Source organism: Erwinia papayae (genome assembly GCF_058241465.1).
Genome location: NZ_JBZCHT010000013.1, coordinates 217,603 through 241,902 on the forward strand (window position 1 = coordinate 217,603; position 24,300 = coordinate 241,902).

The 24,300-nt window shown below is 55.1% G+C and carries 19 protein-coding genes and 1 pseudogene; 12 read left to right on the plus strand and 8 right to left on the minus strand.

Annotation, left to right across the window (positions count from 1 at the left end; translation table 11 throughout):
• The first annotated feature begins 6 nt into the window (after positions 1 to 6).
• The 5 genes from pqqC (at position 7) to AC3RPL_RS17155 (ending at position 6,436) form a co-directional block, all read left to right on the plus strand.
• A complete protein-coding gene (pqqC, locus tag AC3RPL_RS17135; RefSeq protein WP_490742077.1) occupies positions 7 to 759 on the plus strand; it encodes a pyrroloquinoline-quinone synthase PqqC in 753 nt (250 codons plus the stop codon).
• Complete coding sequence (pqqD, locus tag AC3RPL_RS17140; protein ID WP_490740934.1) at positions 759 to 1,043, plus strand: pyrroloquinoline quinone biosynthesis peptide chaperone PqqD; 285 nt, start codon at positions 759 to 761, stop codon at positions 1,041 to 1,043. Before pqqC ends, pqqD begins: the two co-directional genes overlap by 1 nt.
• Positions 1,030 to 2,163 (plus strand): pyrroloquinoline quinone biosynthesis protein PqqE, encoded by a 1,134-nt coding sequence (gene pqqE, locus AC3RPL_RS17145; protein WP_490740935.1) that lies wholly within the window; start codon positions 1,030 to 1,032, stop codon positions 2,161 to 2,163. The genes pqqD and pqqE overlap by 14 nt, the downstream gene beginning before the upstream one ends.
• Positions 2,160 to 4,640: a pyrroloquinoline quinone biosynthesis protein PqqF gene (gene pqqF, locus AC3RPL_RS17150; protein WP_490740936.1), complete on the plus strand. Its 2,481-nt coding sequence runs from the start codon at positions 2,160 to 2,162 to the stop codon at positions 4,638 to 4,640. The genes pqqE and pqqF overlap by 4 nt, the downstream gene beginning before the upstream one ends.
• 116 nt (positions 4,641 to 4,756) lie before the next feature.
• The gene (locus tag AC3RPL_RS17155; RefSeq protein WP_490740937.1) at positions 4,757 to 6,436 is read left to right on the plus strand and encodes a methyl-accepting chemotaxis protein; all 1,680 of its coding nucleotides are present in this window, start codon (positions 4,757 to 4,759) and stop codon (positions 6,434 to 6,436) included.
• Positions 6,437 to 6,587: 151 nt separating this feature from the next.
• On the opposite strand, the gene AC3RPL_RS17160 is transcribed toward AC3RPL_RS17155, so the two are convergent.
• Positions 6,588 to 7,523, minus strand: coding sequence for a LysR family transcriptional regulator (locus AC3RPL_RS17160; protein ID WP_490740938.1), 936 nt, complete (start codon positions 7,521 to 7,523; stop codon positions 6,588 to 6,590).
• A gap of 101 nt (positions 7,524 to 7,624) precedes the next feature.
• On the opposite strand from AC3RPL_RS17160, the gene AC3RPL_RS17165 reads away from it, so the two are divergent.
• Together AC3RPL_RS17165 and ftnA are read left to right on the plus strand one after the other, a co-directional pair.
• Positions 7,625 to 8,845 (plus strand): MFS transporter, encoded by a 1,221-nt coding sequence (locus tag AC3RPL_RS17165; protein ID WP_490740939.1) that lies wholly within the window; start codon positions 7,625 to 7,627, stop codon positions 8,843 to 8,845.
• A 519-nt stretch (positions 8,846 to 9,364) separates the two neighbouring features.
• Positions 9,365 to 9,874 carry a non-heme ferritin gene (ftnA, locus tag AC3RPL_RS17170; RefSeq protein ID WP_490740940.1) on the plus strand — a complete coding sequence of 170 codons (510 nt, stop codon included), beginning with the start codon at positions 9,365 to 9,367 and terminating at the stop codon, positions 9,872 to 9,874.
• 188 nt (positions 9,875 to 10,062) lie between these two features.
• Here ftnA and AC3RPL_RS17175 read toward each other — a convergent pair whose 3' ends face one another.
• The 3 genes from AC3RPL_RS17175 to AC3RPL_RS17185 all read right to left on the minus strand — a co-directional run bounded on the left by AC3RPL_RS17175 (position 10,063) and on the right by AC3RPL_RS17185 (position 12,633).
• Positions 10,063 to 10,233: a hypothetical protein gene (locus tag AC3RPL_RS17175; RefSeq protein WP_490740942.1), complete on the minus strand. Its 171-nt coding sequence runs from the start codon at positions 10,231 to 10,233 to the stop codon at positions 10,063 to 10,065.
• Positions 10,234 to 11,081: 848 nt separating this feature from the next.
• The gene (locus tag AC3RPL_RS17180) at positions 11,082 to 11,582 is read right to left on the minus strand and encodes a GNAT family N-acetyltransferase (RefSeq protein WP_034937040.1); all 501 of its coding nucleotides are present in this window, start codon (positions 11,580 to 11,582) and stop codon (positions 11,082 to 11,084) included.
• A 106-nt stretch (positions 11,583 to 11,688) separates the two neighbouring features.
• Positions 11,689 to 12,633, minus strand: coding sequence for a LysR family transcriptional regulator (locus AC3RPL_RS17185; RefSeq protein WP_367167027.1), 945 nt, complete (start codon positions 12,631 to 12,633; stop codon positions 11,689 to 11,691).
• A gap of 128 nt (positions 12,634 to 12,761) precedes the next feature.
• On the opposite strand from AC3RPL_RS17185, the gene AC3RPL_RS17190 reads away from it, so the two are divergent.
• The 3 genes from AC3RPL_RS17190 to abgT all read left to right on the plus strand — a co-directional run bounded on the left by AC3RPL_RS17190 (position 12,762) and on the right by abgT (position 17,137).
• Positions 12,762 to 14,075: a M20 family metallo-hydrolase gene (locus AC3RPL_RS17190; protein WP_490740943.1), complete on the plus strand. Its 1,314-nt coding sequence runs from the start codon at positions 12,762 to 12,764 to the stop codon at positions 14,073 to 14,075.
• Complete coding sequence (locus AC3RPL_RS17195) at positions 14,075 to 15,523, plus strand: M20 family metallopeptidase (protein ID WP_490740944.1); 1,449 nt, start codon at positions 14,075 to 14,077, stop codon at positions 15,521 to 15,523. The genes AC3RPL_RS17190 and AC3RPL_RS17195 overlap by 1 nt, the downstream gene beginning before the upstream one ends.
• An 87-nt stretch (positions 15,524 to 15,610) precedes the next feature.
• The gene (abgT, locus tag AC3RPL_RS17200; RefSeq protein ID WP_490740945.1) at positions 15,611 to 17,137 is read left to right on the plus strand and encodes a p-aminobenzoyl-glutamate transporter; all 1,527 of its coding nucleotides are present in this window, start codon (positions 15,611 to 15,613) and stop codon (positions 17,135 to 17,137) included.
• A gap of 32 nt (positions 17,138 to 17,169) precedes the next feature.
• Here abgT and AC3RPL_RS17205 read toward each other — a convergent pair.
• From AC3RPL_RS17205 to AC3RPL_RS17220, 4 genes and pseudogenes are all read right to left on the minus strand, one after another.
• Positions 17,170 to 18,445: pseudogene (locus tag AC3RPL_RS17205) on the minus strand (acid phosphatase).
• A 340-nt stretch (positions 18,446 to 18,785) separates the two neighbouring features.
• Positions 18,786 to 20,537: a bifunctional ornithine lipid synthase OlsF gene (olsF, locus tag AC3RPL_RS17210; protein WP_490740946.1), complete on the minus strand. Its 1,752-nt coding sequence runs from the start codon at positions 20,535 to 20,537 to the stop codon at positions 18,786 to 18,788.
• 83 nt (positions 20,538 to 20,620) lie between these two features.
• On the minus strand, positions 20,621 to 21,199 hold the full coding sequence (locus AC3RPL_RS17215) for a helix-turn-helix transcriptional regulator (protein WP_490740947.1): 579 nt from the start codon (positions 21,197 to 21,199) through the stop codon (positions 20,621 to 20,623).
• A gap of 75 nt (positions 21,200 to 21,274) precedes the next feature.
• Positions 21,275 to 21,511: a hypothetical protein gene (locus AC3RPL_RS17220; RefSeq protein WP_490740948.1), complete on the minus strand. Its 237-nt coding sequence runs from the start codon at positions 21,509 to 21,511 to the stop codon at positions 21,275 to 21,277.
• Between the two features lie 341 nt (positions 21,512 to 21,852).
• Here AC3RPL_RS17220 and AC3RPL_RS17225 point away from each other — a divergent pair, with 341 nt between their 5' ends.
• Both AC3RPL_RS17225 and btsR read left to right on the plus strand, forming a co-directional pair.
• Positions 21,853 to 23,538, plus strand: a complete 1,686-nt coding sequence (locus tag AC3RPL_RS17225) for a LytS/YhcK type 5TM receptor domain-containing protein (RefSeq protein WP_490740949.1) — start codon at positions 21,853 to 21,855, stop codon at positions 23,536 to 23,538.
• Positions 23,532 to 24,251 carry a two-component system response regulator BtsR gene (btsR, locus tag AC3RPL_RS17230; protein WP_490740950.1) on the plus strand — a complete coding sequence of 240 codons (720 nt, stop codon included), beginning with the start codon at positions 23,532 to 23,534 and terminating at the stop codon, positions 24,249 to 24,251. Before AC3RPL_RS17225 ends, btsR begins: the two co-directional genes overlap by 7 nt.
• The last annotated feature ends 49 nt before the right edge of the window (positions 24,252 to 24,300 follow it).

Sequence of the window (24,300 nt, forward strand, 5' to 3'; positions counted from 1 at the left end):
GACACGATGCCGGCAGAAGCGATGACGCCAGATGCCTTTGAGCAGGCGCTGCGGGCACGCGGCGCTTATTACCATATCCATCACCCTTATCACATCGCGATGCACAACGGTCAGGCCAGCCGCGAGCAGATCCAGGGCTGGGTGGCAAATCGCTTCTATTATCAGACCAGCATCCCGATAAAAGACGCGGCGATTATGGCCAACTGCCCGGACCCGCAGGTCCGTCGCAAATGGGTGCAACGTATTCTCGATCACGACGGGCAGGAGAGCAGTCAGGGCGGTATTGAAGCCTGGCTACGACTGGGCGAGGCCGTCGGGCTGCCGCGTGAGCAACTGCTGTCGGAAGAGCGGGTGCTGCCCGACGTACGCTTTGCGGTGGATGCCTACGTCAACTTTGCCCGACGGGCCGTCTGGCAGAAAGCCGCCTGTAGCTCACTGACCGAGCTGTTTGCTCCGCAAATCCATCAGGCGCGCCTCGACAGCTGGCCAAAGCATTACGGCTGGATTGAAGCCGAAGGCTATCACTATTTCCGTAGCCGTCTGAGCCAGGCTAACCGCGATGTCGAGCACGGACTGGCGCTGGCGAAAGCCTGGTGCACCACGGTGGAAAAACAGCAAAGGATGTTGCAAATTCTCCAGTTCAAGCTGGATATCCTGTGGAGCATGCTGGATGCCATGAGCATGGCCTGGGAGCTGAACCGTCCGCCTTATCACACCGTCACCGACCAGCCGGTCTGGCACAATGAGAGACTGCTGTAATGAATATCACCGATCGGCATATTGCCGCCTTTCGCCGGGGCTACCGTCTGCAATGGGAGCCCACCCAGCAATGCTATGTGATCCTCTATCCGGAAGGCATGGCAAAGCTCAATGAGAGCGCCGCCGCCATCCTGCAACAGGTGGATGGCAAGCGTTGCATCGCAGAACTGATTACCGTGCTCAATGCCGCTTTTCCGGACGCGGGTGGCGTTGACGACGATGTCAGAGAGTTTCTCAGCCAGGCAGTAGAACAGAAGTGGATAATCCTGCGTGAACCCGCTTAAACCTCAAATCAATCCGCCGCTGTGGCTGCTGGCAGAGCTGACCTACCGCTGCCCGTTGCAGTGCCCGTACTGCTCCAACCCACTGGATTTTGCCCGCGAAGAGCAGGAGCTGACTACCGAACAGTGGATTGAGGTCTTCAGGCAGGCGCGGCAGATGGGCGCGGTACAGCTGGGTTTTTCCGGCGGCGAACCGCTGGTGCGTAAGGATCTGCCGGAACTGATCCGTGCCGCGCGCGATCTGGGTTTTTACACCAACCTGATCACCTCCGGCATCGGCCTGACGGAGAAGAAGATCGATGCCTTTGCCGATGCCGGTCTGGATCATATTCAGATCAGTTTTCAGGCCAGCGATGAGACGCTGAACGCCGCGCTGGCGGGATCGCAGAAAGCCTTCCAGCAGAAGCTGGCGATGGCAAAAGCAGTCAAAGCGCACGGCTATCCGATGGTGCTGAACTTTGTGCTGCACCGGCACAATATCGACCAGATCGACCGGATTATCGATCTGGCGATTGAGCTGGAAGCCGATGACGTCGAGCTGGCTACCTGCCAGTTTTACGGCTGGGCGCAACTCAACCGGGATGGACTGTTGCCAACCCGCCAGCAGATTGCCAGTGCGGAAGCGGTCGTCCAGCGCTACCGTGAAAAAATGAGCGCCGACAGCAATCTGGCTAACCTACTGTTTGTCACCCCCGACTATTACGAAGAACGCCCTAAAGGCTGCATGGGCGGCTGGGGAGCGATTTTCTTAAGCGTTACGCCGGAAGGGATGGCGCTTCCCTGCCACAGCGCCCGTCAGCTGCCGGTACAGTTCCCGTCGGTGCTGGAGCACAGTCTTCAGCAAATCTGGTATGAATCGTTCGGCTTCAACAAATATCGCGGCTTCGACTGGATGCCGGAGCCGTGCCGCTCCTGTTCGGAAAAAGAGCAGGATTTTGGCGGCTGCCGCTGCCAGGCCTTTATGCTGACCGGCAATGCGGACAATGCCGACCCGGTATGCAGCAAATCGCCGCACCACGAAAAGATCCTCGACGCGCGGCGGCAGGCTGAATGCAGCAACATGCGCATTGACCAGTTACAGTTTCGCAACCGCGTCAACTCGCAGCTGATTTTCAAAGTATGAGCAGGCAGCTGAGGCTGGAGAATGGGCTGCGGGTGACGGTGATCCACGATGCGGATGCGCCACGGGCCGCCGCACTGATCCAACTGGCGGCGGGCAGCCATCAGGAACCGCAGGCATGGCCGGGACTGGCGCATCTGCTGGAGCACGTGCTCTTTGCCGGTAGCGCGAATTTTCAGCATCAGCAGCGGCTGATGGCCTGGGCCGCCGCGCAGGGTGCCTCGCTGAATGCCACCACCCTGGCAAATCAGACCGCCTGGTTCTTTGAATCCGCCGCCGAAAGCCTGGCCGACGGGCTGGAGCGGCTGGTGGATATGCTGGTCAACCCGCTGCTGAGCCATGAGGCGACAGCGCAGGAAGCCAGGGTTATTGATGCGGAATACCGCATGTTGTGCAGCCACAGCGCCACGCTGCGGGACGCCGCGCTCAGCCAGGCGTTTGCCTTCCCGCATCCCATACATAATTTTCACGTTGGTTCGCTGAGCCACTTTGGCCACGACAGCAGCGCGCTGCGCCAGGCATTACAGGATTATCATCAGCGCTGGTTTCATATGGCAAACCTGCACCTGTGGTTGCTGGGCCCCCAGCCGTTAACCGAGCTGACCGCACTGGCACAACAGGTCGGGCGGGCTTTTCAGACCAGTCCCTCCGTCATGCCCTCACCCTGCGATCCGCTGCTCCGCCTGCGTCCTGAGCGGACCTTTGCCCTGCACAGTCATCACACGGCGCTGCTGTTAAGTTTTCCGCTTAGCGGTGTCGATCCCGGCCTGTTTTCCATACTGCGCGAGCTGCTGCACGATAAAGCTGAACACAGCCTGGCAGAGGCATTACGGGAACAGTGCGACAATATTCAGCTGCTGGAGCCTTACCGCAGTCCACATCAGTCCCTGCTGAGCGTAGCTTTTCAACTCAATGCTGGCGGCCATCAGCAAAACGCAGAAACTGAAGCCCTATTCGGCCGGTGGCTGAAACAGGCCGCCAGCATGACCGGGCCACAGCTGGCGCATTATGCCCGTCTGGCCCAGCGCGATTTTGCCGCGCAGTCCCCCGTTGAGCGGCTGCGAATACTGGCATTTGGCTTTGCGCCGCCGGAAGGCCTGACTGACGAAGCCGCTTCAGCGGAAGGTCTGACAGCACGGTTAACGCAGTGGCGAAAACTGCTTACCCGGCTGTCAGCGCAGAATATGACCCGGCTGTGGCTGAGCGCACAGGACGATTTGCCGCACTGCGTGGCCCAGGGGTTTACGCTCTCCTGTGGTTCACTGCGACAACCCGCCCGCACTGAGCACGACGTTGCGTTATCCCTCAGCGGCAAACAACGTCCGGCAGCGAAGATGCGGTTTCACCAGCCTGACAGCGCACTGCCGTTGCCGGTTTTGCCTGCGACGTCGGCCCCGTTACAGATTTTCGTTTGCCGTGGTCAACCCACGCTGTTGCTCACGCCAGGGCCCGGCCAGTGGCTGAGCGAAGCGTGTGCAGCGGTGATGACGGCCGCCCTGCAACCGGCGATGGCCAACTGTCGTCATCGCGGCGGCGATCTGCGCTTTGTACAGCAGCAGGGACTATGGCTGCTGCAACTCAGCGCCGGTAAAGAGTTAATGCTGGCGGGGCTGGCTGGCGCGCTGAGCGCGCTGAATTCGCCTTCAGAAGCCGTAATGGCGCAGGCTGAGCGCGCATATCAGCGCAGCAGGCAGGCAAATTTTGATGACGTCGCCGTGCGCTGCCTGCTGCATCATCTGCAACAGCTGTTACACCCGTCAGCCACGGCGTTCAGCCCGGTCCTGCCACTGCCGGGCAGTCTGCGCGATACCGACTGGCAGGCGGCGCTGTATGCGGAAGATCAACAGCTCAGCCAGCCGCTTGCCCGGTTGTTATCCGCTTTCCCCGCCGCGCTGCACTTCTCTTGCGGTCAGTACCGACCCGCGCTGCCGGATAAATCCTGTTACGCCGTTGCGACCCGCAGTGATGACGCCGCCGTTATCGTCTTCTGCCCGCTGGCTGAGCTCTCTTTACTGAATATCGCCACCTGTCAGCTACTGGCGACCCTGTATGGCCCACGTTTTTTCCAACGCTTTCGCGTGGAGAAGAATATCGGCTATGTGGTCAGCTGCCGCTTTCAGCATCTTGCAGGCCACGCCGGTCTGCTGTTTGCCCTGCAATCGCCGCTTGTCCCCTGCGGGGAGCTTTATCAGCACATCGTCAGCTTTGTGCAGCAGATGATTGCCGTCATCGCCACCTTATCTGCCGCAGAGCTGGAGGCGTGCATCGCCGCGCAGCAGCGCACACTTGCGTCGCATCCTCCCGGCAGTCCGGCGCAGTGTGTCGGGCACTGGCAACATCAGCGGATAAATTTACCGCCGCTGACCCCGGATATTTACCCGCAGATTACCCTGGCTACACTCCGCCAGGCCTGCCTGAGCCTGAGCGACGATCCCCAATGCTGGTGGCACCTGCACAATCAGCCCGGCGCACAAAGCTGACGATATCCGGCATGGCTCCCGCTGGTGAAAAATTCTGCGATGACCAGCATAAAGTTCCTGTCACGGTGATCCGATAACCTGTTCAGCGGGTTTTTCCCTATTACAGAGTGCACAGCATGATTAAAAATATGAAGGTCGTTACCAGCATTATCCTTATGCTGGTGGTGTTAAGCGGGCTGCTGCTGATTTCCAGCGCCCTCTCTTTTAAAGCCATTAACCAGGATAAAAATAATTTCACTCAAGCCAACTCACTGAATCATCAACAGGAGCAGCTCAGCGACAGCTGGCAGGCCCTGATTAAGACCAGGGTAACGATTAACCGTGTCGCTATTCGCTTTCTGAAGAATCAGAGCGACGCACCAGCACAGGCAGCAATAGCCAAACTGCTGTCTGACGCGACAACCTCACTACAGGTGGCACAGCAACATTTTGACGCCTACAAAAATGCACCCGCCATTACCGGACAAAGCCCTGAGCTGACAGCGCATGTTGCCAGCAGCTATCAGCAACTGTTCGATACCCTGACCATGTCAATTCAGTATCTGCGGGCCAATAATTATGCAGCCTACGGTAATCTGGACACGCAGAAAGCGCAGGAAGTGATGGAAGAAAACTATAACCAGTGGCGCACACAAAATAACGCGCTGCTGGCCACCGGTGTGGAGCAGAATCAGCAAAGCTTCAGCCACATGGTGTGGACGCTGGGTAGCGTGGTGCTAGTGCTGGCACTGCTGGTACTCACCATCTGGATGGTAATTAAAGCGGTACTGTTAACACCGCTGAAGCTGGTGGATGTCTTCATTCAGCAGATTGTTGATGGCGACTTTTCCGGTCGCCTGCCAGTGGAGGGCCGGAGTGAAATGGCCGCGCTCTCCACACGTCTCATCGTGATGCAGCAGTCGTTAAAAGCCAGTGTCACCCACGTTCGCGACAGCGCCATTGCCATCTATGCTGGTGCCGGGGAGATTTCACGGGGTAACAGCGATCTTTCAGCCAGAACCGAACAGCAGGCTGCCTCTCTGGAACAGACCGCAGCCAGTATGGAGGAGCTGACCGCCGCGGTGAAACAAAACACGGAGAATGCCCGCCAAGCTTCACAGCTGGCAAAAAGCGCATCAGAAACCGCCGGAAAAGGTGGCCAGATGGTGGATGGCGTGGTGAAAACCATGAATGAGATTGCCGGCAGCTCACAAAAAATAGCGGACATTATCAGCGTGATTGACAGTATTGCCTTCCAGACCAATATCCTGGCGCTTAACGCGGCGGTGGAAGCCGCCCGCGCAGGGGAACAGGGTCGGGGATTTGCTGTCGTGGCAGGGGAAGTGCGTAATCTGGCGCAACGCAGTGCACAGGCGGCGAAAGAGATTAAAACCCTGATCGAAGCCTCGGTCAGCTGCGTGGACGCCGGATCTCAGCAGGTTTCCATCGCCGGTAAAACCATGAACGATATTGTCGCGGCGGTGATGCGCGTCACCGACATTATGGGTGAGATTGCTTCCGCTTCCGATGAGCAAAGCCGGGGAATTGATCAAATTGGACTGGCGGTGAGCGAAATGGATCGCGTTACGCAGCAAAACGCAGCGTTAGTGCAGGAGTCTGCGGCAGCCTCTGCGCTGCTGGAAGAGCGGGCCGGCCAACTTTCTCAGGTAATGGGATCATACACAACCGACGAGGCCCAGGGCCGCAGCCAGAGCAGTGCGCCGGTAAAGAACACCATTCAAACCACCCCAGTGCCCGCATTGAGTCTCCCCCTCAAAGCACTGCCAGGCGACCAGGGTAACTGGGAAACCTTCTGAAAACAGTATAAAACCGGGTAGCCTGATAAGTCGTCCGACTGAACATCAGGCTAGTTTTTCTTTCTCCCCTGCTGCAAGAGCCACGCCTTGTCCTTAACTGCAAGACCACGTTATTTGATGAGGGGTATGGCCTTTAGCCGACCCAGCCTGCTCAGAGAGTCGGTGCCTGGGTGCCGCCAATCAGCGGCAACACCTGTCGCATCAGCGCCAGAAACTGACGCAGTTTGGCAGGATAATAACGCGCCCAGGGATAGACCAGAAAAACCGGCAGCGGCTCTGCATACCAGGCGGGACAAAGATGCAGCAGCCGCCCGCTGGCAATATCCTCCGTTACCGCCCATTTTGACGCCACCCCAACGCCCATCCCCAGCAGCACACTGTTGCGCAAGGCATACAGACTGTCGGTCAACAATCGGGGCTGGATATCAATCTGCTCTGTTGTGCCGTTGTCGCTATGCAGCACCATCTGATTGCGATAGAAAGTGCTGAGCGCCACCCAGGGATAGCTTTTCAAGGCTTGCGGATGATGCACCGGGTTATGCCCGGCAGATAATTCCGGCGCGGCCACCACAATGCGCGGCACTTCTGCAACCAGCACCGCCACCACTGAGGAATCGGTCATCGCCCCGATATGCACCGCGCAATCTATCCCTTCAGCAATAAAGTCTGGCCGCCGGTCACTGAGCATCCACTCCACGGTCATTTTTGGATAGCTCTGCAAATAGCGCTGCAATGGCGCAATCATCTGATCCTGACCAAATGCATGTGGCACCAGCACCCGTAACAGCCCGACCGGCTCTTCGGTTACCCCCCGAAGATCGTCTTCTATGGCCCGCCAGTTCTCAATCAGCGTCTGAGCATGGGCAAAGCAGCGTTGGCCGTCATCGGTTAACTTCATCACGTGCGTGGTGCGCTGTATCAGCTTCAGCCCCAGCAATTTCTCCAGGGTCTGTAAACGTCGGCTGACGGTGGGTTGGGTGGTTTGCAAACGGGCAGCCGCCGCAGACAAGCTGCCCGCTTCAACAATACGGATAAAGGTTTGCATCAACTCTATACGGTCGGTGCCTGACAAAGGGATTTCTTTCATGCATTCAGCGTATAACAGTATTACCGGGCAGGCCACTACCACGCTTCCCCGCCCGGCGTTAAAAATGTGCTCCTTATCTCATCAGGTTATCAGGAGAGGAGATGATATCCCCTTCGCCACACGCCCCCCTTGCCCGTCGCACCGTCGTAATACTGGCGACCGGCGCAGGCTTCAGCGTAGCCTCCATCTATTACAGCCAGCCGATGCTGGGGATTCTGGTCAGGGAGCTGCATGCCACCGTCTCCACCGTGGGTCTGGTGCCGACGCTGACGCAGGCGGGTTATGCGCTTGGCATTCTGCTGCTGGCACCGCTGGGCGATCGCCATGACCGACGACAGATTATTGCTCTGAAAGGGCTGCTGCTGGCCTGCGCGCTGGTATTCAGTGCCAGTAGCAGCGGGATCGGTATGCTGCTGCTTGCCAGCCTTACGGTGGGGATTGCCGCCACCGTGGCACAGGATATTGTTCCGGCCTCTGCCCAGCTCTCTCCCGCCGCACAGCGCGGTAAAACCGTCGGCAGCGTAATGACCGGGCTGCTGCTGGGGATCCTGCTGTCCCGCGTGCTGAGTGGCTTCGTGGCCGCGTATTTTGGCTGGCGCAGCATGTTTATCGCCGCAGCGGTGATGGTTACCGCCATCACCCTGGTGCTGTGGCGCAGCCTGCCGTCAATGCCTCCGGCTACGCAGATGCGTTATCCGGCGCTGCTCTCTTCCATGCGTCACCTCTGGTGCCACTATCCTGCGTTGCGGCGCGCTACGCTGTCCCAGGCGCTGCTGTCGGTCGGGTTCAGCGCCTTCTGGTCGACGCTGGCGGTAATGCTGCATGACAGCTGGCAGCTGGGCAGTGCAACAGCCGGATCCTTTGGCCTGGCAGGGGCTGCGGGTGCACTGGCGGCACCGCTGGCCGGAACACTGGCCGATCGTCGTGGTCCCCGGCGGGTCACCCTGATTGGCACGACGGTCGCTACCCTCTCCTTCGCACTGATGTTCCTGCTGCCGTGGCTGCCTGCTCCCTGGGCGCTGGCGGTAATTGTCCTCTCGGCGATTGGCTTTGATTTTGGTGTGCAGTCGACGCTGGTGTCGCACCAGTCGATCATCTTCAGTCTGGAGCCTGCTGCGCGCAGCAGGCTGAATGCGCTGATGTTTACCGGCGTATTTATCGGTATGGCGGCAGGCTCCGCTGCTGGCAGCATCATGCTGGAGAAAACCGGCTGGACAGGCGTGGTGTCACTGCTGACGCTGAGCGGCCTGGGCAGCATGATGGTGCGCTGGCGCGACAGGACCCCACCAGCTGTGGCCCGCCAGCCTGCGGCCGGGTCATAACCCGACTGCGGTAACCCTGTCTGCTGACCAGCAGCACAGAGAAACCTGGCGATCAATCGAGCCGCAGCAGCACCGCCCGCTGACCGGGAACATCGCCGGGTCAGGCAGAAAGGGATTGCAGCGGCTCTGGCAACACCAATCAACGGAAAATGCCCGGCCCGCAACACCTTTCCGCAAGGGATAATGTCGAACGACGAATAAAATTATCGCTTTTTCTGCCTTCGGCACTTCTGCTGATTATTTTTAAACAGAAGTCATTTTATAAATCCGGCAAAAAGACCATTCTGAGTGGTTCAAATTGCTGCGTATTAATAATAAGAATGGTTATCAAAAACATTTAAAAAACGGAATGTCTGCCAATAACAGAGAGAATAATTATCACTTATCTTTCACTGCGTTAATTCGCCCGAAAATGACATAAAAAGGTTCTTAAAGAGTTTTTATTTTAGCGACAGCCGTGCATAATGCGCCCAATAATACCGTTAATAAAATTCACCGCGAAAAAAATATGGAGCCGCTATGCTGACCAGCGAAATGACCGCCAAACTGAACGACCAGTTAAATCTGGAATTCTTTTCCGCCAATCTGTATCTGCAAATGAGCGCCTGGTGTGCTGATAAAGGTTTTGAAGGTGCGGCTGCGTTTATGCGTGAACACTCCGCTGAAGAGATGCAGCACATGCAGCGGCTGTTTAACTACCTGAGCGATACCGGATCCATGCCGGTGCTGGGCACCATCGCTGCGCCGCCAGTGACCTTTAATTCACTGAATGAGGTGCTGGAACAGGCCTACCATCACGAAAAACTGATCACCAGCAAAATCAATGAGCTGGCACATGCCGCGATCACCACACAGGATTACTCCACCTTTAATTTCCTGCAATGGTATGTGGCTGAACAGCATGAAGAAGAGAAGCTGTTTAAATCCGTGCTGGATAAACTGGCGCTGGTCGGCAACAGCGGTGAAGCCCTGTTCTTTGTTGATAAAGACCTGATGAAAATGAGCAGCACCAGCAATCCGCAGAGCTGATGATAAAGGGCGGCCGCCGCCGCCCAACAATCCCGCATACACCCGGTAAGTAGCCAGGCTCAGGGGCTGACTCCAGTTAAATAATGGGCAACGGGCCTGATCCACTCTTGTTGCGTGCTATTCAACTTTATGGGGGCGGTACAGGTAAGTCACCGGGCTTTTCCCGAATTATTTAAATGGATAAATATTCAGCTTAATTTTTTAATCTGGGATAATGCAAATGTCTCACATAAATTTTCTACCATATCAACCTTTGTGGTTAAATTAGTAGCATTCGCTTTCTTACTTTGTGATGAATGGTCGGTATTTAAAGATGCAACAGCATGTGCATGGCTTGTTTTTTCAGTTGAGACACCCATGATTTTAATTACTCCTGCAAATGTTATTGAATTCAAAGCGTATCAATTTCTCCAGACTGAATCTTTCAAAAAAGAACACGCCATCACGATGCCACAGAATGAAAACTACGCTTTTCCTTATAATCTCTGTAAGGCGTCATAAAGGCTGACACTGGAGCCCCTGGCAATTTTTTCATTGCCTGTAATGCCTTGCTGGCCTGTTTTCTGTAAATGTTCTTTGACCCGCCAGAAATTATCGCCACCTCAGAAAGGATAATTTCAGCGAAGTTATTGTTGAAAATTCCCGATCAACGATAATGGAAAAATCGCGTGGTGGCTGGCGAATTAATACGCACTAAAATCAAATGTAACGTTTCCCCAACCTCACTCAACGTTAATCTCTGGGATGTTGGCGATGGTAACAAGGCTAAAAGAGAAGCCTCTTACTGTTCTGATAATATTAAAAAATGGTAAACACTGAAAAAAAATGACGCTTTTTCCTGTCGATAATAACCGCAAAAAAACGCACTGATATTTATTATTCAGGATGGAATGTAGGGCATGGAAAAGACGGAAATAAATAAAACTCTCGGGCGAAGAATAACGCATCCCGACAGGAAGAACGATGCTGACGACAAATGTCTGAGCGAAAAGGCAGATATCCTGTGCCATACCGGCCTGGCGATGGCCGGAATAACACCTCAGAGACTGGCCCACCAGGTGTTATTGTCGCAGCCAGTCTGGACACGGACAGCGCGCAGAAACCGGAGCGTACACGAAGTACGTGAGGATTTCGAGCACTGCCCAGGTTCAAAATGGCGAGTAAACCAGCCCTGATGGGACAGGATCTTAATCACGCAATGCCATTTTTACTGCCGCAGAGCAAGACGGTAAAATTTGCTATCCACTTTCATTACCGGGAACGCATCGGGTAACGAAGTCTGAGAGACTTCCTGAAAACCGTTCTTCTCATAGAAACGATGTGCCGCCAGAAATTTACTGGTAGTACCCAGGTAAATATCGTGCAGTTCCCGGCGTGCAGCATGTTCCAGTAAACGGCTCAGCAAGGCGCTGGCAATGCCTTTCTCCCTTCCCCGCCAGGCCTCGGCAACAAACATTTTGCGTAGCGCAGCCTGTTGATTACCGATGTCCTTCAGGCCAATACATCCCACCACCTGCTCATCCGCCACCGCCAACCAGAAATCACCGTTGCCGGACTGATAAAAACCGTCAATATCGCTGAGATCCGGCTGCTGAGCCGCAGAGATAGTGATACCAAACTCCTGATTCTGGATCGGCAGGATTAATGCTACCACTCCGGACTGCCAGACTGGCTGATACCGAACCAGAGAAACCGACTGCGCTGTCATAAGGCTGACTCCTGCGGGTGATGGCGGGCAAACATCGCTGCCGCCCACCTGATAGATAATCGAATGAATGAGTGTGGCTCTGAGATATTTCACTTTAACAGCATGTTTATTCATCTGACACGCGTAGCGTTGCCTCGCTGAGGGGAAATTTAACGCCACGGCAGTGCATACGGAACAGACGGGCCAGGTGCGCCCCCATCGGCGTCAGCGTACTGTCCTTACGCTGAATCAGATAAAAGGTGGCCTTCGGCATTTTTTCCTGCAAATTCAGTGCCACCAGCTGATTACCGTGAATGGGATCGGCAATCACGTCCTGCGACAGAATACTGACAAAATCGCTCTGCGTGACCAGGCTGATACAGGCCATAAAGGTTTCACAGGTGACGCTGATTGACGGGGTCATCCCCATATCAGTGAACAGATCGTGCAGCAGCCGGTAATAGCTGCCTTTCGGTGTAGGCATCGTCCAGTCACAGTGCTGTAGCGCCGCAAGCGAGGTGACATGCTCCATCGGATGCCCCTTGCGCACCACCACGCGATATTCGCGCTCCATCAGCTTTTCATAGCTCAGTTCATTATCCAGATGGCTCTGATAATAGGTATTGATAGTGAAATCCAGTTCGCCCTGGCGCAGTTCAGGGATCATTGACACCAGTTGCCCTTCAACGATTCGCACTTTCACATTGGGGAACTGGCGATGAAACTGAGTTATCACCTGTGGCATCACCGTGCGGGCCACGCTACCGCCCACCCCAATGTTTACCGAGCCGCCCCCCAGCCCCAGCCGCTGCTGAATATCTTCCTGCGCCACCCGTAACTCTTCCAGAATCAGGCTGGCATGTTGAAAGAAGGTATCACCCATTTCCGTCAGCACCACCCCCTGCCGACGGCGGATAAACAGCCGTACGCCAAGCACCTCTTCCAGTTCCTGAATGGCTTTAGTCAGGGCGGGCTGTGACAGACGTGAGGCGCGACTGGCGGCACGAATGCTGCCATGACGGGCCACATCGACAAAGGCTCTGAGCTGGTGAAGCTTAATGGCGGCAGGCATAAATCCCCAAAACTGGTGATAACCAATGTTTATCAAAGCAAAGATATTGTCATCTTCTGCCCCCTGGAGCCAGTGTGTACAGTCGAAAAAAACAACATTTTTAATCCCGTAACGGTGAGGAAAAAAAGATGGATCAGGCTGTTACTGACTTTGTTAAAGAAATTGCCCCGCGACTGCAAAGCTGGCGACGCGATTTGCATAAATATGCTGAATCAGGCTGGCTGGAGTTCCGTACCGCCACGCTGGTGGCCGAAGAGCTGCACCGGCTCGGTTATCAGCTGCAACTGGGCAAAGAGGTAATAAACGCCGAAGCCCGTATGGGGCTGCCGTCGCCGGAGATACTGGCACTGCACGAAAAACGTGCGCTGGAACAGGGCGCACTGTCGCAATGGCTGCCACATTTTTCCGGGGGATTTTGTGGCCTGGTTGCCACGCTGGAAACCGGCCGCCCTGGCCCGGTGATGGCGTTTCGCGTCGATATGGATGCGCTGGATGTAGTGGAGTTGCAGGCACCGGAACACCGGCCTTTTGCCGAAGGATTTGCCTCCTGCAATGAAGGCATGATGCATGCCTGCGGTCACGACGGTCATACCACAATTGGCATCGGCGTCGCGCAGGTGCTGAAGCAATTTGAATCTCGCCTGTGCGGCACCATCAAACTGATTTTCCAACCGGCGGAAGAAGGCACCAGAGGCGCAAAATCGATGGTGGCAGCGGGGGTTCTGGATGATGTGGACTTTTTTACCGCTATTCACATCGGTACCGGGGTGCCCGCCGGAGAGCTGGTTTGTGGCAGTAACAGCTTCCTCGCCACGACCAAGCTGGATGTCACCTTCCGTGGGGTGGCTTCACATGCCGGGGCGCGGCCGGAAGAGGGGAAAAACGCCCTGCTGGCCGCGGCTCAGGCGGCGCTGGCCCTGCATACGTTGCCGCAGCACAGTGCAGGCAGTTCACGTATTAACGTTGGCGTGCTTCAGGCGGGGACCGGCCGCAACGTGGTGGCAGACCGGGCGATGATGAAGGTGGAAACCCGTGGCGCAACCAACGAAATCAACGACCATATTTTTCAACAGGCGTTACAGGTGCTGGCCGGTGCCGCGGCCATGTACGGCGTGCAGCATGAAGTGACGCTGATGGGCGCAGCCCGCAGCAGCAAACCGACACAGCCCTGGGTCAACTACATCCGTCAGCAGGCCGCTCAGGTTGCCGAACTGACCTCTCTGGTTGATACCAAAGCGCAGCCAGCCGGTTCCGAAGACGCCACCTATATGATGGAGCGGGTGAAAGAACGTGGCGGCCAGGCGTCTTATATCATCTTCGGCACCGAACTCAGTGCCGGACACCACAACGAGAAGTTCGACTTTAATGAGCAGGTAATGGCGGTGGCGGTCAAAACCCTCGCGGTGCTGGCCTTTAATATCCGGCAATTTCAGGAGGCATAATGGCCGATGATTTCAGCACCTTTGTCGCCGAATATATCGACCAGCATCAGGCGCGCTTCAGCGCCCTGAGCGATGCTATCTGGGACCGACCCGAAACCCGTTTTGCCGAAACCTTTTCCGCCGGTCTGCTGGCCGACGCGCTGGAGGAAGAAGGCTTTGGCGTGGCGCGCGGCGTGGGCGACATCGCCACGGCCTTTATCGCCAGCTATGGTCAGGGCCAGCCGGTGATTGCTCTGCTGGGCGAATTTGACGCGCTGGCCGGTCTGAGCCAGAAAGCCGCCTGTGCCACTGCGGAGCCACTGGTGGAGAATGGCAACGGCCATGGCTGTGGTCACAATCTGCTGGGCACCGCTGCACTGGCGGCCGCCTTTGCGGTAAAAGCCTGGCTGGAGCAACAGCGCCTGCCAGGCACGGTCCGCTTCTACGGCTGCCCCGGAGAAGAAGGCGGTTCCGGAAAAACCTTTATGGTGCGCGAAGGGTTGTTCAACGATGTGGATGCGGCATTCACCTGGCATCCGGAAAGTTTCAGCGGGATATTCAGTACCACCACGCTTGCCAATATTCAGGCCGCCTTTCATTTCAAAGGGGTGGCGGCGCACGCTGCCAACTCACCCCATCTGGGACGCAGCGCACTGGACGCAGTGACGCTGATGAACACCGGAGCCAACTTTCTGCGGGAGCATATAGTGCCGGAGGCCCGCCTGCACTATGCAGTGACCAACAGCGGGGGCAGTTCACCAAATGTGGTGCAGGCCAACGCCGAAGTGCTGTATCTGGTTCGCGCTCCGCAGCCCGAACAGACGCAGGATATCTATCAGCGGGTATGCAATATCGCTCGCGGTGCCGCGCTAATGACCGACACCACCCTGAGCATCCGCTTTGAAAAGGCCTGTTCCAGCTACCTGCCGAACCGCGCGTTGGAAAAGGTGATGTATCGCTATCTGCAAGGTTATGGCCTGCCGGATTACAGCGCCAGTGAGCGCCAGTTTGCGCAGGAAATTCGCCAGACGCTGAGCGAAGATGACCTGCGTAATGCGAAGCTGAATATCGCCCGCACCGGAGGCCAGGCCGGGAAAGCCTGGGTGGCGGGGCTGGGCGATAAGGTGTTGATGGACGAGGTGGCCCCTTATGCGCCGGTAGATGAGGTGCTGTATGGTTCCACCGACGTGGGTGATGTCAGTTGGGTGGTCCCCGTCGCCCAGTGCTTTACACCCTGTTTCGCGCTGGGTACACCACTGCACACCTGGCAACTGGTGGCTCAGGGCCGCACCTCTGTCGCCCACAAAGGCATGTTTCTTGCAGCCAAAACGCTGGCTGCCTCAGCGCTGGCATTACTGAGTGATAGCAGTCTGCTTGCCAGCGCCCGTGAAGAGTTTCGCCAGACCCGTAAAGGGCACGCCTGGCAGTGTCCCATCCCGGCCGGTGTACGTCCCTCACCGCTGGCATAAGTTCACCTGCAACACAACGAGGCCGGGCATGAACCCGGCCCGAAAATTATAAAAATTGCCAACATAACAATGACCAGAGGGTAAAACATGAGTGATTCAACGACCGCAGGGAAAAACCCAGGCAGGATTTTTAGCTGGATTGAGCGGATCGGCAACAAGGTGCCGAACCCATTTTTGCTGTTTGTCTGGTTAATAGTGGTACTGATGATCGCCACGGCATTGCTGTCGTGGCTCAATGTTGCGGTGAAAAATCCGGCCAACGGTGAGATTATCCAGGTCAAAAATCTGCTCAGTGTCGCCGGACTGCAATGGATTTTGCCCAACATCATCAAGAATTTCAGTAGTTTTACCCCGCTGGGGGCGATCCTCGCGCTGATGATTGGTGCCGGACTGGCGGAAAAAGTGGGACTGCTTCAGGCGCTGATGCACAAGATGGCTTCGTTCGTCAGCGCCCGTTACGCCAGCTATATGGTGCTGTTTATTGCTTTTTTCAGTCATATCTCTTCTGATGCAGCGCTGGTGGTCATGCCGCCACTGGGGGCGCTGATGTTTATTGCCGTGGGCCGCCATCCGGTGGCCGGACTGTTGGCCGCCATCGCGGGCGTCGGATCCGGCTTCACCGCCAATTTACTGATTGTCACCACCGATGTGCTGCTTTCCGGCATCAGTAGCGAAGCCGCCAAAGCCGTCAGCGATACGGTTCACGTCAGCGTGGTGGATAACTGGTTTTTTATGGCCAGTTCGGTCATCGTCCTGACGCTGGCCGGTGGCTTGCTGACCGACAAATTTATCGAGCCGCGTCTGCCCGCCTGGCAGGGCCATGCCAGTGATGAGAAGCTGGAAAAACTGACGCCATTGCAGAATCGGGGGCTGAAACTGAGCGGCGTGGCCGCGCTGATTTTTATCGCGCTGGTCGCCCTGCTGGTGGTACCGGAGGGGGCACCGCTGCGCCATCCTCAGACCGGAGCGATTATTCCCTCGCCATTTATTCAGGGGATTGTGCCGCTGATCATTCTGTTTTTCTTTGCGGTGGGCATTACCTATGGCGTGGTCACCGGGCAGATCAAACGACCCGATGATATTCCGCAGCAGCTGATTGAGCCGATGAAAAGCATGGCCGGATTTATCGTGATGGTATTTCCACTGTCGCAATTCGTGGCGTTTTTCAACTGGAGCAACATGGGCAAGTTTATGGCCGTCGGGCTGACCGATCTGTTGGAAAGTGCCGGGATGACTGGCGCACCGGCGTTTCTTGGCCTGATGTTTCTCTCGGCATTTCTTTGCATGTTCATCGCCAGCGGTTCCGCTATCTGGTCGATTCTGGCACCGATTTTTGTACCGATGTTTATGCTGCTGGGCTTCCATCCGGCCTTCGCCCAGATGATCTTTCGCATCGCCGACTCCGCCGTGCTGCCGCTGGCACCGATGTCTCCCTTTCTGCCGCTGTTTCTTGGCTTTTTGCAACGCTACCGGAAAGATGCCCAACTGGGCACCTATTACATGCTGATCATTCCCTATCCGCTGGTGTTTTTCAGCGTGTGGATACTACTGCTACTGGCCTGGTACGCGATGGGATTGCCGATTGGTCCCGGCGTCTGGCCGCAGATGCCCTGAAAAAAGGCGGAGTGACCTCCGCCCTGTGGCGATCAGCCGCCGTGATGCGCGGCACTGGCGGCGGCGGAGAGATCAAGACGCTGCCAGAAATTCTGTTCCGGGGTGTTGCCGGAAAGCGGATATCCCCCGGCCAGCGCGGTTGAAACCATCAGATGACGGCGCTGAGCGGCGCTCAACTGCGGCAGCGGTCCTTCCAGCAGGACTTCTGCACCTTCCGGCACCACTACCGGCGTGGCTTTCACTTTCTCCTGCGGCAGATTCCAGGTCATGCTGTAGCGATAAAAAGTTTTCATCTGTGGTGCACTGTAAGGATCCGCCGCGCCCTGAGGTTTAGCGCACTCCGCCAGCGAAGTGCCACACTCTTTCTCCAGCGCGACACGCAGCTGTTGCTTCGCTTCATCAAACAACGCACGGTATTTCGCATCATTCAGATAATGAGCCACGTTACGCTGAGCCACCATCCGTGATCCCATCAGATCGATAGGGTAGTGCACGCCCAGCACCATGCGGGAATAAGCATAACGGGCAGCGCGGTCCACCAGCGGCACGAAACGCTCCGGCAGCATCTCACCCAGCAGCAGTGCGTCAGTGTAAGCGGTTGGTATGCCCGCTTGGATAAGAACCTTCAGTCGCTTTGTAAGGCGCGTTGTCCTTCACCACTGCGGTGTCCGGCACAAAGTGAATGCTGTTGCCAGGGATCAGAAACGGACGCGGATTATCAAAGTGTTTTTTCGCCGCGCTGGTACTGACTTCACTGGCTTTAATCAGCGCTGCGGCTTTGCCCAACTCACCTTTGTTATAGGCGGTAATAAATGCCTGGCCCAGTTTTGGCCCCAGTGCATCTGCAAGGAAGTAGAGGTGGTCCTGCCCTTCAGCATCAATCAATGCCTGGGTACGCTGCCCCTGGCTGGCATTAAGGTTAACCTGTTCCACCGTTTTCAGGCTGGCGGCAATGGTCGTTTTCGGTAATGCAGGAAATGCGCTGAGCAATGCGATGCCCGCCTGCTGGTTCTCTTTTTTCGCAAAGTCATAGCCACTCGCTTTCAGCCATTTAGTATCGGCCTGTTTGTCGCTCTGCTCCGCATCTTTCAGGCGCTCGCGGGTCAGCTTGTCGCTGTCACTCTGCAACGCAGCAATTAATGATTGTTGAATGGCATGGTTAAGTTCCAGAAACTGCGCGTTACTGCTGGCAGGTGTGGTGCTGTCAATGGTGGCGCGAAGGCTCTCTTCTGAGATCGGGGAGATTTTCGCCTGGGCCAGCTGGCTGACCAGCAGAGCCGCTGCCAGCAGAGTATATCGGGTGCGCATTGCTTTTCCTTTTTAAATAGGAGGTGATAACGAATAAGAGGGTGTTAAAACACTGACGTTATGTTGAGTAAAAAAGATGACAAAAATATGGCAAATTCTGAATTGTGACTGAATAAGGAGTTTCTGAATATTATTCTGATTTTACAGGCTTTAAACGCCGTATGACCAGGGATGACGACGCTATTTACTCCGGCGTTTTGGCGGCTGCCGCTGGTGTGATGCGTCGTGTCCAGCATCGGTTACGCCAGCGCTCAGCTGCCGTCAGGCTAAGATTGCTGCCCCTCTGCTCAATACCTGGCGTGTCAGGCCCTGAGCAGCATGCCGTGCTGCATTTCAGTGACTAATCCTGCCTCGCCTCTTCTGGCGCTTTTTCATCCTCTGGCGCTGAAGCCTGTTGATGTACGCCAATGTAACGCTGATAACGACTGGCCTTCAGTTTGGTCAGATCAACCATCACCAGACCATCAATACAATGGTTAAAATCAGGATCGCTACCAAAATCAATAAACTGCACGCCTCCCGCTTCACATAGCTCCGAATACTGTTTGCAAAGCGGAGGTATTCCGGTGCCCAGATTATTCAGCAGGCGCTTTAAGCGTCGTAAATCTTCCTGGTAATCCTGGCCGGTAAACTGGGCCAGTACATCCGGCAGTGAGGCCGGATAAGGGCGACGGGAGACGGCCATCGGCAGCGCCGGAGAGAAGTAGAGGCGGTAAAACGCTATCAGAAGATCACGTGCCGCAAGCGGCATCCCGCCGGAGATGGATACCGGGCCAAACAGATAACGGTATTGTGGATACTTTGCCAGCCAGGCACCGATGCCCAGCCACAGATAATCCAGCCCCCGTTTTCCCCAGTATGCTGGCTGGATAAAACTGCGGCCCAGTTCGATACCCTGTTGCAGCACAGGCTCCATCTGGTCGCCATAATGAAACAGGCTGTGGCTGTAGATCCCTTCCAGCCCTTTGAGTTTCAGTTGCTCAGCCGTTGGCATAAAACGATACGCGCCAACAATATCCAGCGTCTCTTCATCCCAAAGAATCAGATGGTAATAATCGTCATCGTAGTCATCCAGATCACGACGTCGCCCACTGCCCTCGCCCACCGCACGAAAAGCGATTTCCCGCAGTCGCCCCAGTTCACGCAACAGCGGCACAGCATCTTCGCCATTACGCCGCCAGAGATAAATCATTTTATTGTCACTGGTTTTTCCTAACACCTCACAATTCGCCAGTGCTTTTTTCAGCACTGCCCGGTCTTCCGCCCTGGCAATCGCTGGCTCAGTCTGAAACAACGCCGATTTCCCTTGAGCCATACGATAGAGATGACGGCGAAAACGTGCGGCCAGCTCTTTAGCCGACGTATGACCATCATGCCAGCTGGCATAAGGGATGCGCGCACCAATTTTCAGCTTCAACCGTGCCCCACGATTGCCGAACATCTCCCGCACCAGCAGCAGCATCGACAAAGGCCGGTAGATAAGTGAAGTCAGATAGAACAACATGCTGTTGCTGCCACTCACGTGAATGGGAACCACTGATGCGCGGTAGCGGGCAGCCAGGCGAACGAAGCCGTGACTCCATTTGCTGTCCTTCACCCCTTTGCCGCTCAGACGGGAAACCTCTCCCGCCGGGAAAAAAATCAGTACGCCGTGGTGTTCAAGCTGATCCTGCATGGCTGCAAGCTGCTGGCGGTTAGTACGGTTGCCCATATTATCTACCGGCACCATCAGGCTGGTGAGTGATTGCAGACAGTTGAGCAGCCGGTTGGTGACAATTTTCACATCACGCCGCACTTGTGAAACGGCATGTAACAATGCCAGACCATCCAGGGTTCCTAACGGATGGTTAGCAACAATAACAACCGGCCCGTGTAGCGGAATCTGTTCCAGATCGCGTTCACTCAGTTCACAGCGGATATCGAGGTACTCCAGCACCTGCTCCACCATATCCAGCCCTTTAAGATGGCGGTAACGCTGATTAAATTGCTGAAATTCCCTTTCACGTAACAAAACTCTGAGAAGTCTTTTTTGCCATTGCGGTGTCTGACGCTGCGGGCAGAGATCATCTAAAACAGCTTCGATTGTAAACACAGGCATTTCTCCGGGCGTTTTGTCGCGACACTAAACAGCCCGGATGAAGATTTCATGGCAGACAGGTTACGGGATAGAGATGATTACATCTGCTGCTGATGGCATAAGTTGGCGGCCACAGCGGGTGAACCGGCCAGAAACTGTACTCTTTCATCAACTTGCAAAGAGGCTTTTGAAGCCCGAAGACGTAAAGCCAGATTCCATTGTTCCAGTTCACGAGCATTACTCACCAACGGATTATCTGCTGCCATACGGCCACTCATCACCAGCCACTCCGCCACTTCGGCCCAGCTCCACAGCGGCGATTGCCCTTTAATCCGATGGATTGGATTGGGGAAGTCTCCTTTACCCCGCGCCCCATCTTTAAGTAGCGCAACAGCCTGGCGGGAAAGTTTTGTCAGTTCAGCAATATCACTCAGCCCGACCAGGGTGGAGTCTACAGACCCGACCACCGCCCCGATTCCGGCTTCTTCGATATTGCGGATTGCACTGGAGATTGCCGCGTTCAGTGTGACGGCTTCACGGTCGAACTCCAGATAAACCGCCGTGCCGTAAAAACAGATCAATGCATCGTCACAACCCGCCGCAAACAAAGCATCTTCCAGTTTTGGTGTCGATGACGTCACTCCCGACAGTACCAATGTGAAATTCCATAGCATCATATTTATCCTCCAGCCCTGGCTCACCTGTTATCAACGACAGTTGATTTCTGTCGTTTCGTCACTTTTCCCGGCAATTCAGTTTGTCTTTACCGGCGTACACTGGCAGACCTTCCTGACAATCTGTTTTGCATGATTTAGCGGATTACCCGGCGTTGACCAGATACTCATCATGTGCTCCTGATGACCGGGAACCCCACAGCGGAGTTTGGCAAAACAGTGTGCCGATTTTCCGGCTGCGATCAGTATCCAGCCATTATCTGTCGCGAATTCAATGGCCTGTTGTATCTGCCTGTTCTTATGCTTCCTGCTCATAATCTCTACTTTTCCTGTACATTACTCAATCTGTTGACGAGTGTCAACAGATCAAATTTACCGCCCTTTGTTTCTGAATAATTGCCAACGGCAACATCAGATTCCCTTTCCAGCAGGAAAATACGTTAGCAGAATTGACGGGGTTACCGGACAAAAAATCTTTGCAAGGCAACAGGTTAGTCATTTTTTGAGTAGCATCTTCAGAAAAATTGTACCCTCGACAATAATCAGGGAGGCGATAAGGGAGGGAGATCACGATTTAACATTTTAATGCCGCTGTCTGCACAATTTCCGTCGGTTTCAGCGTATGTTTCGTCTTTCGGGAAAGTGGGGCGACGGAAATGTATAACGTTGATCTGGTATTACTGCTGCTACAACAGATGTGTGTTTTTCTGGTTATTGCCTGGTTAATGAGTAAAACCCGGCTGTTCACGCCTCTGATGCAGGTTACCGTTCGCCTGCCGCATAAGCTGCTTTGCTATATCACCTTCTCTGTTTTTTGCATTCTGGGTACTTATCTGAGCCTGCATATCGAGGGTTCACTTGCGAATACACGAGCTATTGGCGCCGTCATCGGTGGACTGCTGGGCGGGCCGGTCGTGGGCGCTCTGGTGGGATTAACAGGCGGGCTGCACCGCTTTTCTCTCGGCGGCATGACAGCGGTCAGCTGCATGATTTCCACTATTGCCGAGGGACTACTGGGTGGCCTGATGCACAGCTGGCTTATCCGAGCCGGGCGCAGCGACAAAATATTAAGTCCGCTGATCGCCGGGGTAGTGACGCTGTTAGCCGAACTGGTTCAGATGATGATCATCCTGATGATTGCCAGACCATTTCAGGATGCACTGCATCTGGTACAAAGCATTATTGTGCCGATGACCGTGACCAACTCTCTGGGGGCTGCCATGTTTATGCGAATCCTGCTGGATAAGCGGGCTATGTTTGAAAAATACACTTCCGCTTTTTCTGCCGTTGCGCTTAAGGTTGCGGCTTCCACTGAAGGTATTCTTCGCCAGGGGTTCAATGAAGAAAACAGCCTGAAAGTGGCGCAGGTTCTCTATTCAGAGCTGAAAACAGGCGCCGTTGCCATCACCGATCGGGAAAAGTTACTGGCTTTTACCGGAACAGGTGATGATCATCATCTGCCCGGAAAAGAGATTTCATCTGCCTGTACCCTGCGCGCCATTGAGAGTGGGCAGGTTGTCTATGCCGATGGTCATGAGATCCCCTACCGCTGTTCGATTCATCCTGGTTGCAAACTGGGTTCAACGTTGGTTATCCCGCTGCGTGGTGAAAATCAGCGGGTCATCGGCACCATTAAACTGTATGAAGCCAGAAACTGTCTGTTCAGCTCCATCAATCGTACGTTGGGAGAAGGGATAGCTCAGTTACTTTCCGCACAAATTCTTGCAGGTAAATATGAGCAACAAAAAGCCCTGCTGGCACAGGCCGAAATTCAGCTGCTGCATGCCCAAGTGAATCCCCATTTTTTATTTAACGCGTTGAATACGTTACTGGCGGTGATCCGCCGCGATCGGCAGCAGGCCGGGCAGCTGGTGCAGGATCTTTCGACCTTCTTTCGTAAAAATCTTAAGCGTCCCTCGCAAATTGTTACCCTGGCCGATGAAATTGAGCATGTAAATGCCTATCTGCAAATTGAAAAAGCCCGCTTTCAGTCACTTCTTACCGTCAGGATGCAGATCCCGTCCGCACTTTCACACTACCGGCTTCCTGCTTTCAGCCTGCAACCGATTGTTGAAAATGCCATAAAACACGGCACATCGCAGCTGCCGGACAAAGGAGAAATTTTGATCGAAGCGCACCAGGAAAAGGATCGTCTGATTCTGACTATTGAAGATAATGCGGGACTTTATCAGCCAGCAAAAGAGGTATCCGGACTGGGCATGAGCCTGGTGGATAAACGTTTACGGGCACAGTTCGGAGACGCCTGTGGCATCAGTGTCCATTGCCAGCAGGACCAGTTCACCCGCATCAGCCTGCAACTGCCGCTGGAGGAAACATGCTGAGAGCCGTGATTGTTGATGACGAACCGCTGGCAAGAGAAAACCTGCGCCTGATGTTGCAAGCCGAGCAGGATATTAGCATCGTCAGCGAATGTGCAAATGCGATAGAGGCAATTGGCGCGGTTAACCGGCTGAAACCCGACGTGCTGTTTCTGGATATTCAGATGCCACGTATTAATGGTCTGGAGATGGTCAGCATGTTAGATGACGGCCATCGACCCTCGATTGTGTTTCTCACCGCATTTGAAGAGTACGCGATAAAGGCATTTGAAGAACATGCTTTCGATTACCTGTTAAAACCGGTTGCCGCAGAACGGCTGAGCAAAACCCTGGTCCGTCTGCGTCAACAGCAGCACCGATACCCTCCTGCCCCGGTGCCAGAAAACCCGCAGCCTTTACAATTTATCCCCTGTAGCGGACAGAGTCGTATTTATCTGTTGCAGATGCAGGATGTGGCTTTTGTCAGCAGTCGCCTCAGCGGTGTCTGGGTCACCAGCAATGAAGGCAAGGAGGGATTGACCGAGCTGACATTACGCACGCTGGAAAGCCGTACGCCGCTGCTGCGCTGCCACCGGCAGTTTCTGGTCAATATGGCGCAGCTGAAGGAGATTCATTTACAGGATAATGGCCAGGCCGAATTGCAGTTACGCAGCGGCCAGACAGTGCCGGTAAGTCGCCGCTATCTTAAACCGTTGAAGAAAAGTCTTGGGTTGTGAATATCAGGATACCCTGCGACAGCCCTCTCCAGGGGCGGCCGCAGGTATG

Excerpts from the sequence above, each read along its gene's own strand:
- pqqC (WP_490742077.1), top strand. The coding sequence starts at position 7 with ATGCCGGCAGAAGCGATGACGCCAGATGCCTTTGAGCAGGCGCTGCGG.
- pqqD (WP_490740934.1), top strand. The coding sequence starts at position 759 with ATGAATATCACCGATCGGCATATTGCCGCCTTTCGCCGGGGCTACCGT.
- pqqF (WP_490740936.1), top strand. The coding sequence starts at position 2,160 with ATGAGCAGGCAGCTGAGGCTGGAGAATGGGCTGCGGGTGACGGTGATC.
- AC3RPL_RS17155 (WP_490740937.1), top strand. The coding sequence starts at position 4,757 with ATGATTAAAAATATGAAGGTCGTTACCAGCATTATCCTTATGCTGGTG.
- AC3RPL_RS17160 (WP_490740938.1), bottom strand. The coding sequence starts at position 7,523 with ATGAAAGAAATCCCTTTGTCAGGCACCGACCGTATAGAGTTGATGCAA.
- AC3RPL_RS17165 (WP_490740939.1), top strand. The coding sequence starts at position 7,625 with ATGATATCCCCTTCGCCACACGCCCCCCTTGCCCGTCGCACCGTCGTA.
- ftnA (WP_490740940.1), top strand. The coding sequence starts at position 9,365 with ATGCTGACCAGCGAAATGACCGCCAAACTGAACGACCAGTTAAATCTG.
- AC3RPL_RS17175 (WP_490740942.1), bottom strand. The coding sequence starts at position 10,233 with ATGGGTGTCTCAACTGAAAAAACAAGCCATGCACATGCTGTTGCATCT.
- AC3RPL_RS17180 (WP_034937040.1), bottom strand. The coding sequence starts at position 11,582 with ATGACAGCGCAGTCGGTTTCTCTGGTTCGGTATCAGCCAGTCTGGCAG.
- AC3RPL_RS17185 (WP_367167027.1), bottom strand. The coding sequence starts at position 12,633 with ATGCCTGCCGCCATTAAGCTTCACCAGCTCAGAGCCTTTGTCGATGTG.
- AC3RPL_RS17190 (WP_490740943.1), top strand. The coding sequence starts at position 12,762 with ATGGATCAGGCTGTTACTGACTTTGTTAAAGAAATTGCCCCGCGACTG.
- AC3RPL_RS17195 (WP_490740944.1), top strand. The coding sequence starts at position 14,075 with ATGGCCGATGATTTCAGCACCTTTGTCGCCGAATATATCGACCAGCAT.
- abgT (WP_490740945.1), top strand. The coding sequence starts at position 15,611 with ATGAGTGATTCAACGACCGCAGGGAAAAACCCAGGCAGGATTTTTAGC.
- AC3RPL_RS17215 (WP_490740947.1), bottom strand. The coding sequence starts at position 21,199 with ATGATGCTATGGAATTTCACATTGGTACTGTCGGGAGTGACGTCATCG.
- AC3RPL_RS17220 (WP_490740948.1), bottom strand. The coding sequence starts at position 21,511 with ATGAGCAGGAAGCATAAGAACAGGCAGATACAACAGGCCATTGAATTC.
- AC3RPL_RS17225 (WP_490740949.1), top strand. The coding sequence starts at position 21,853 with ATGTATAACGTTGATCTGGTATTACTGCTGCTACAACAGATGTGTGTT.
- btsR (WP_490740950.1), top strand. The coding sequence starts at position 23,532 with ATGCTGAGAGCCGTGATTGTTGATGACGAACCGCTGGCAAGAGAAAAC.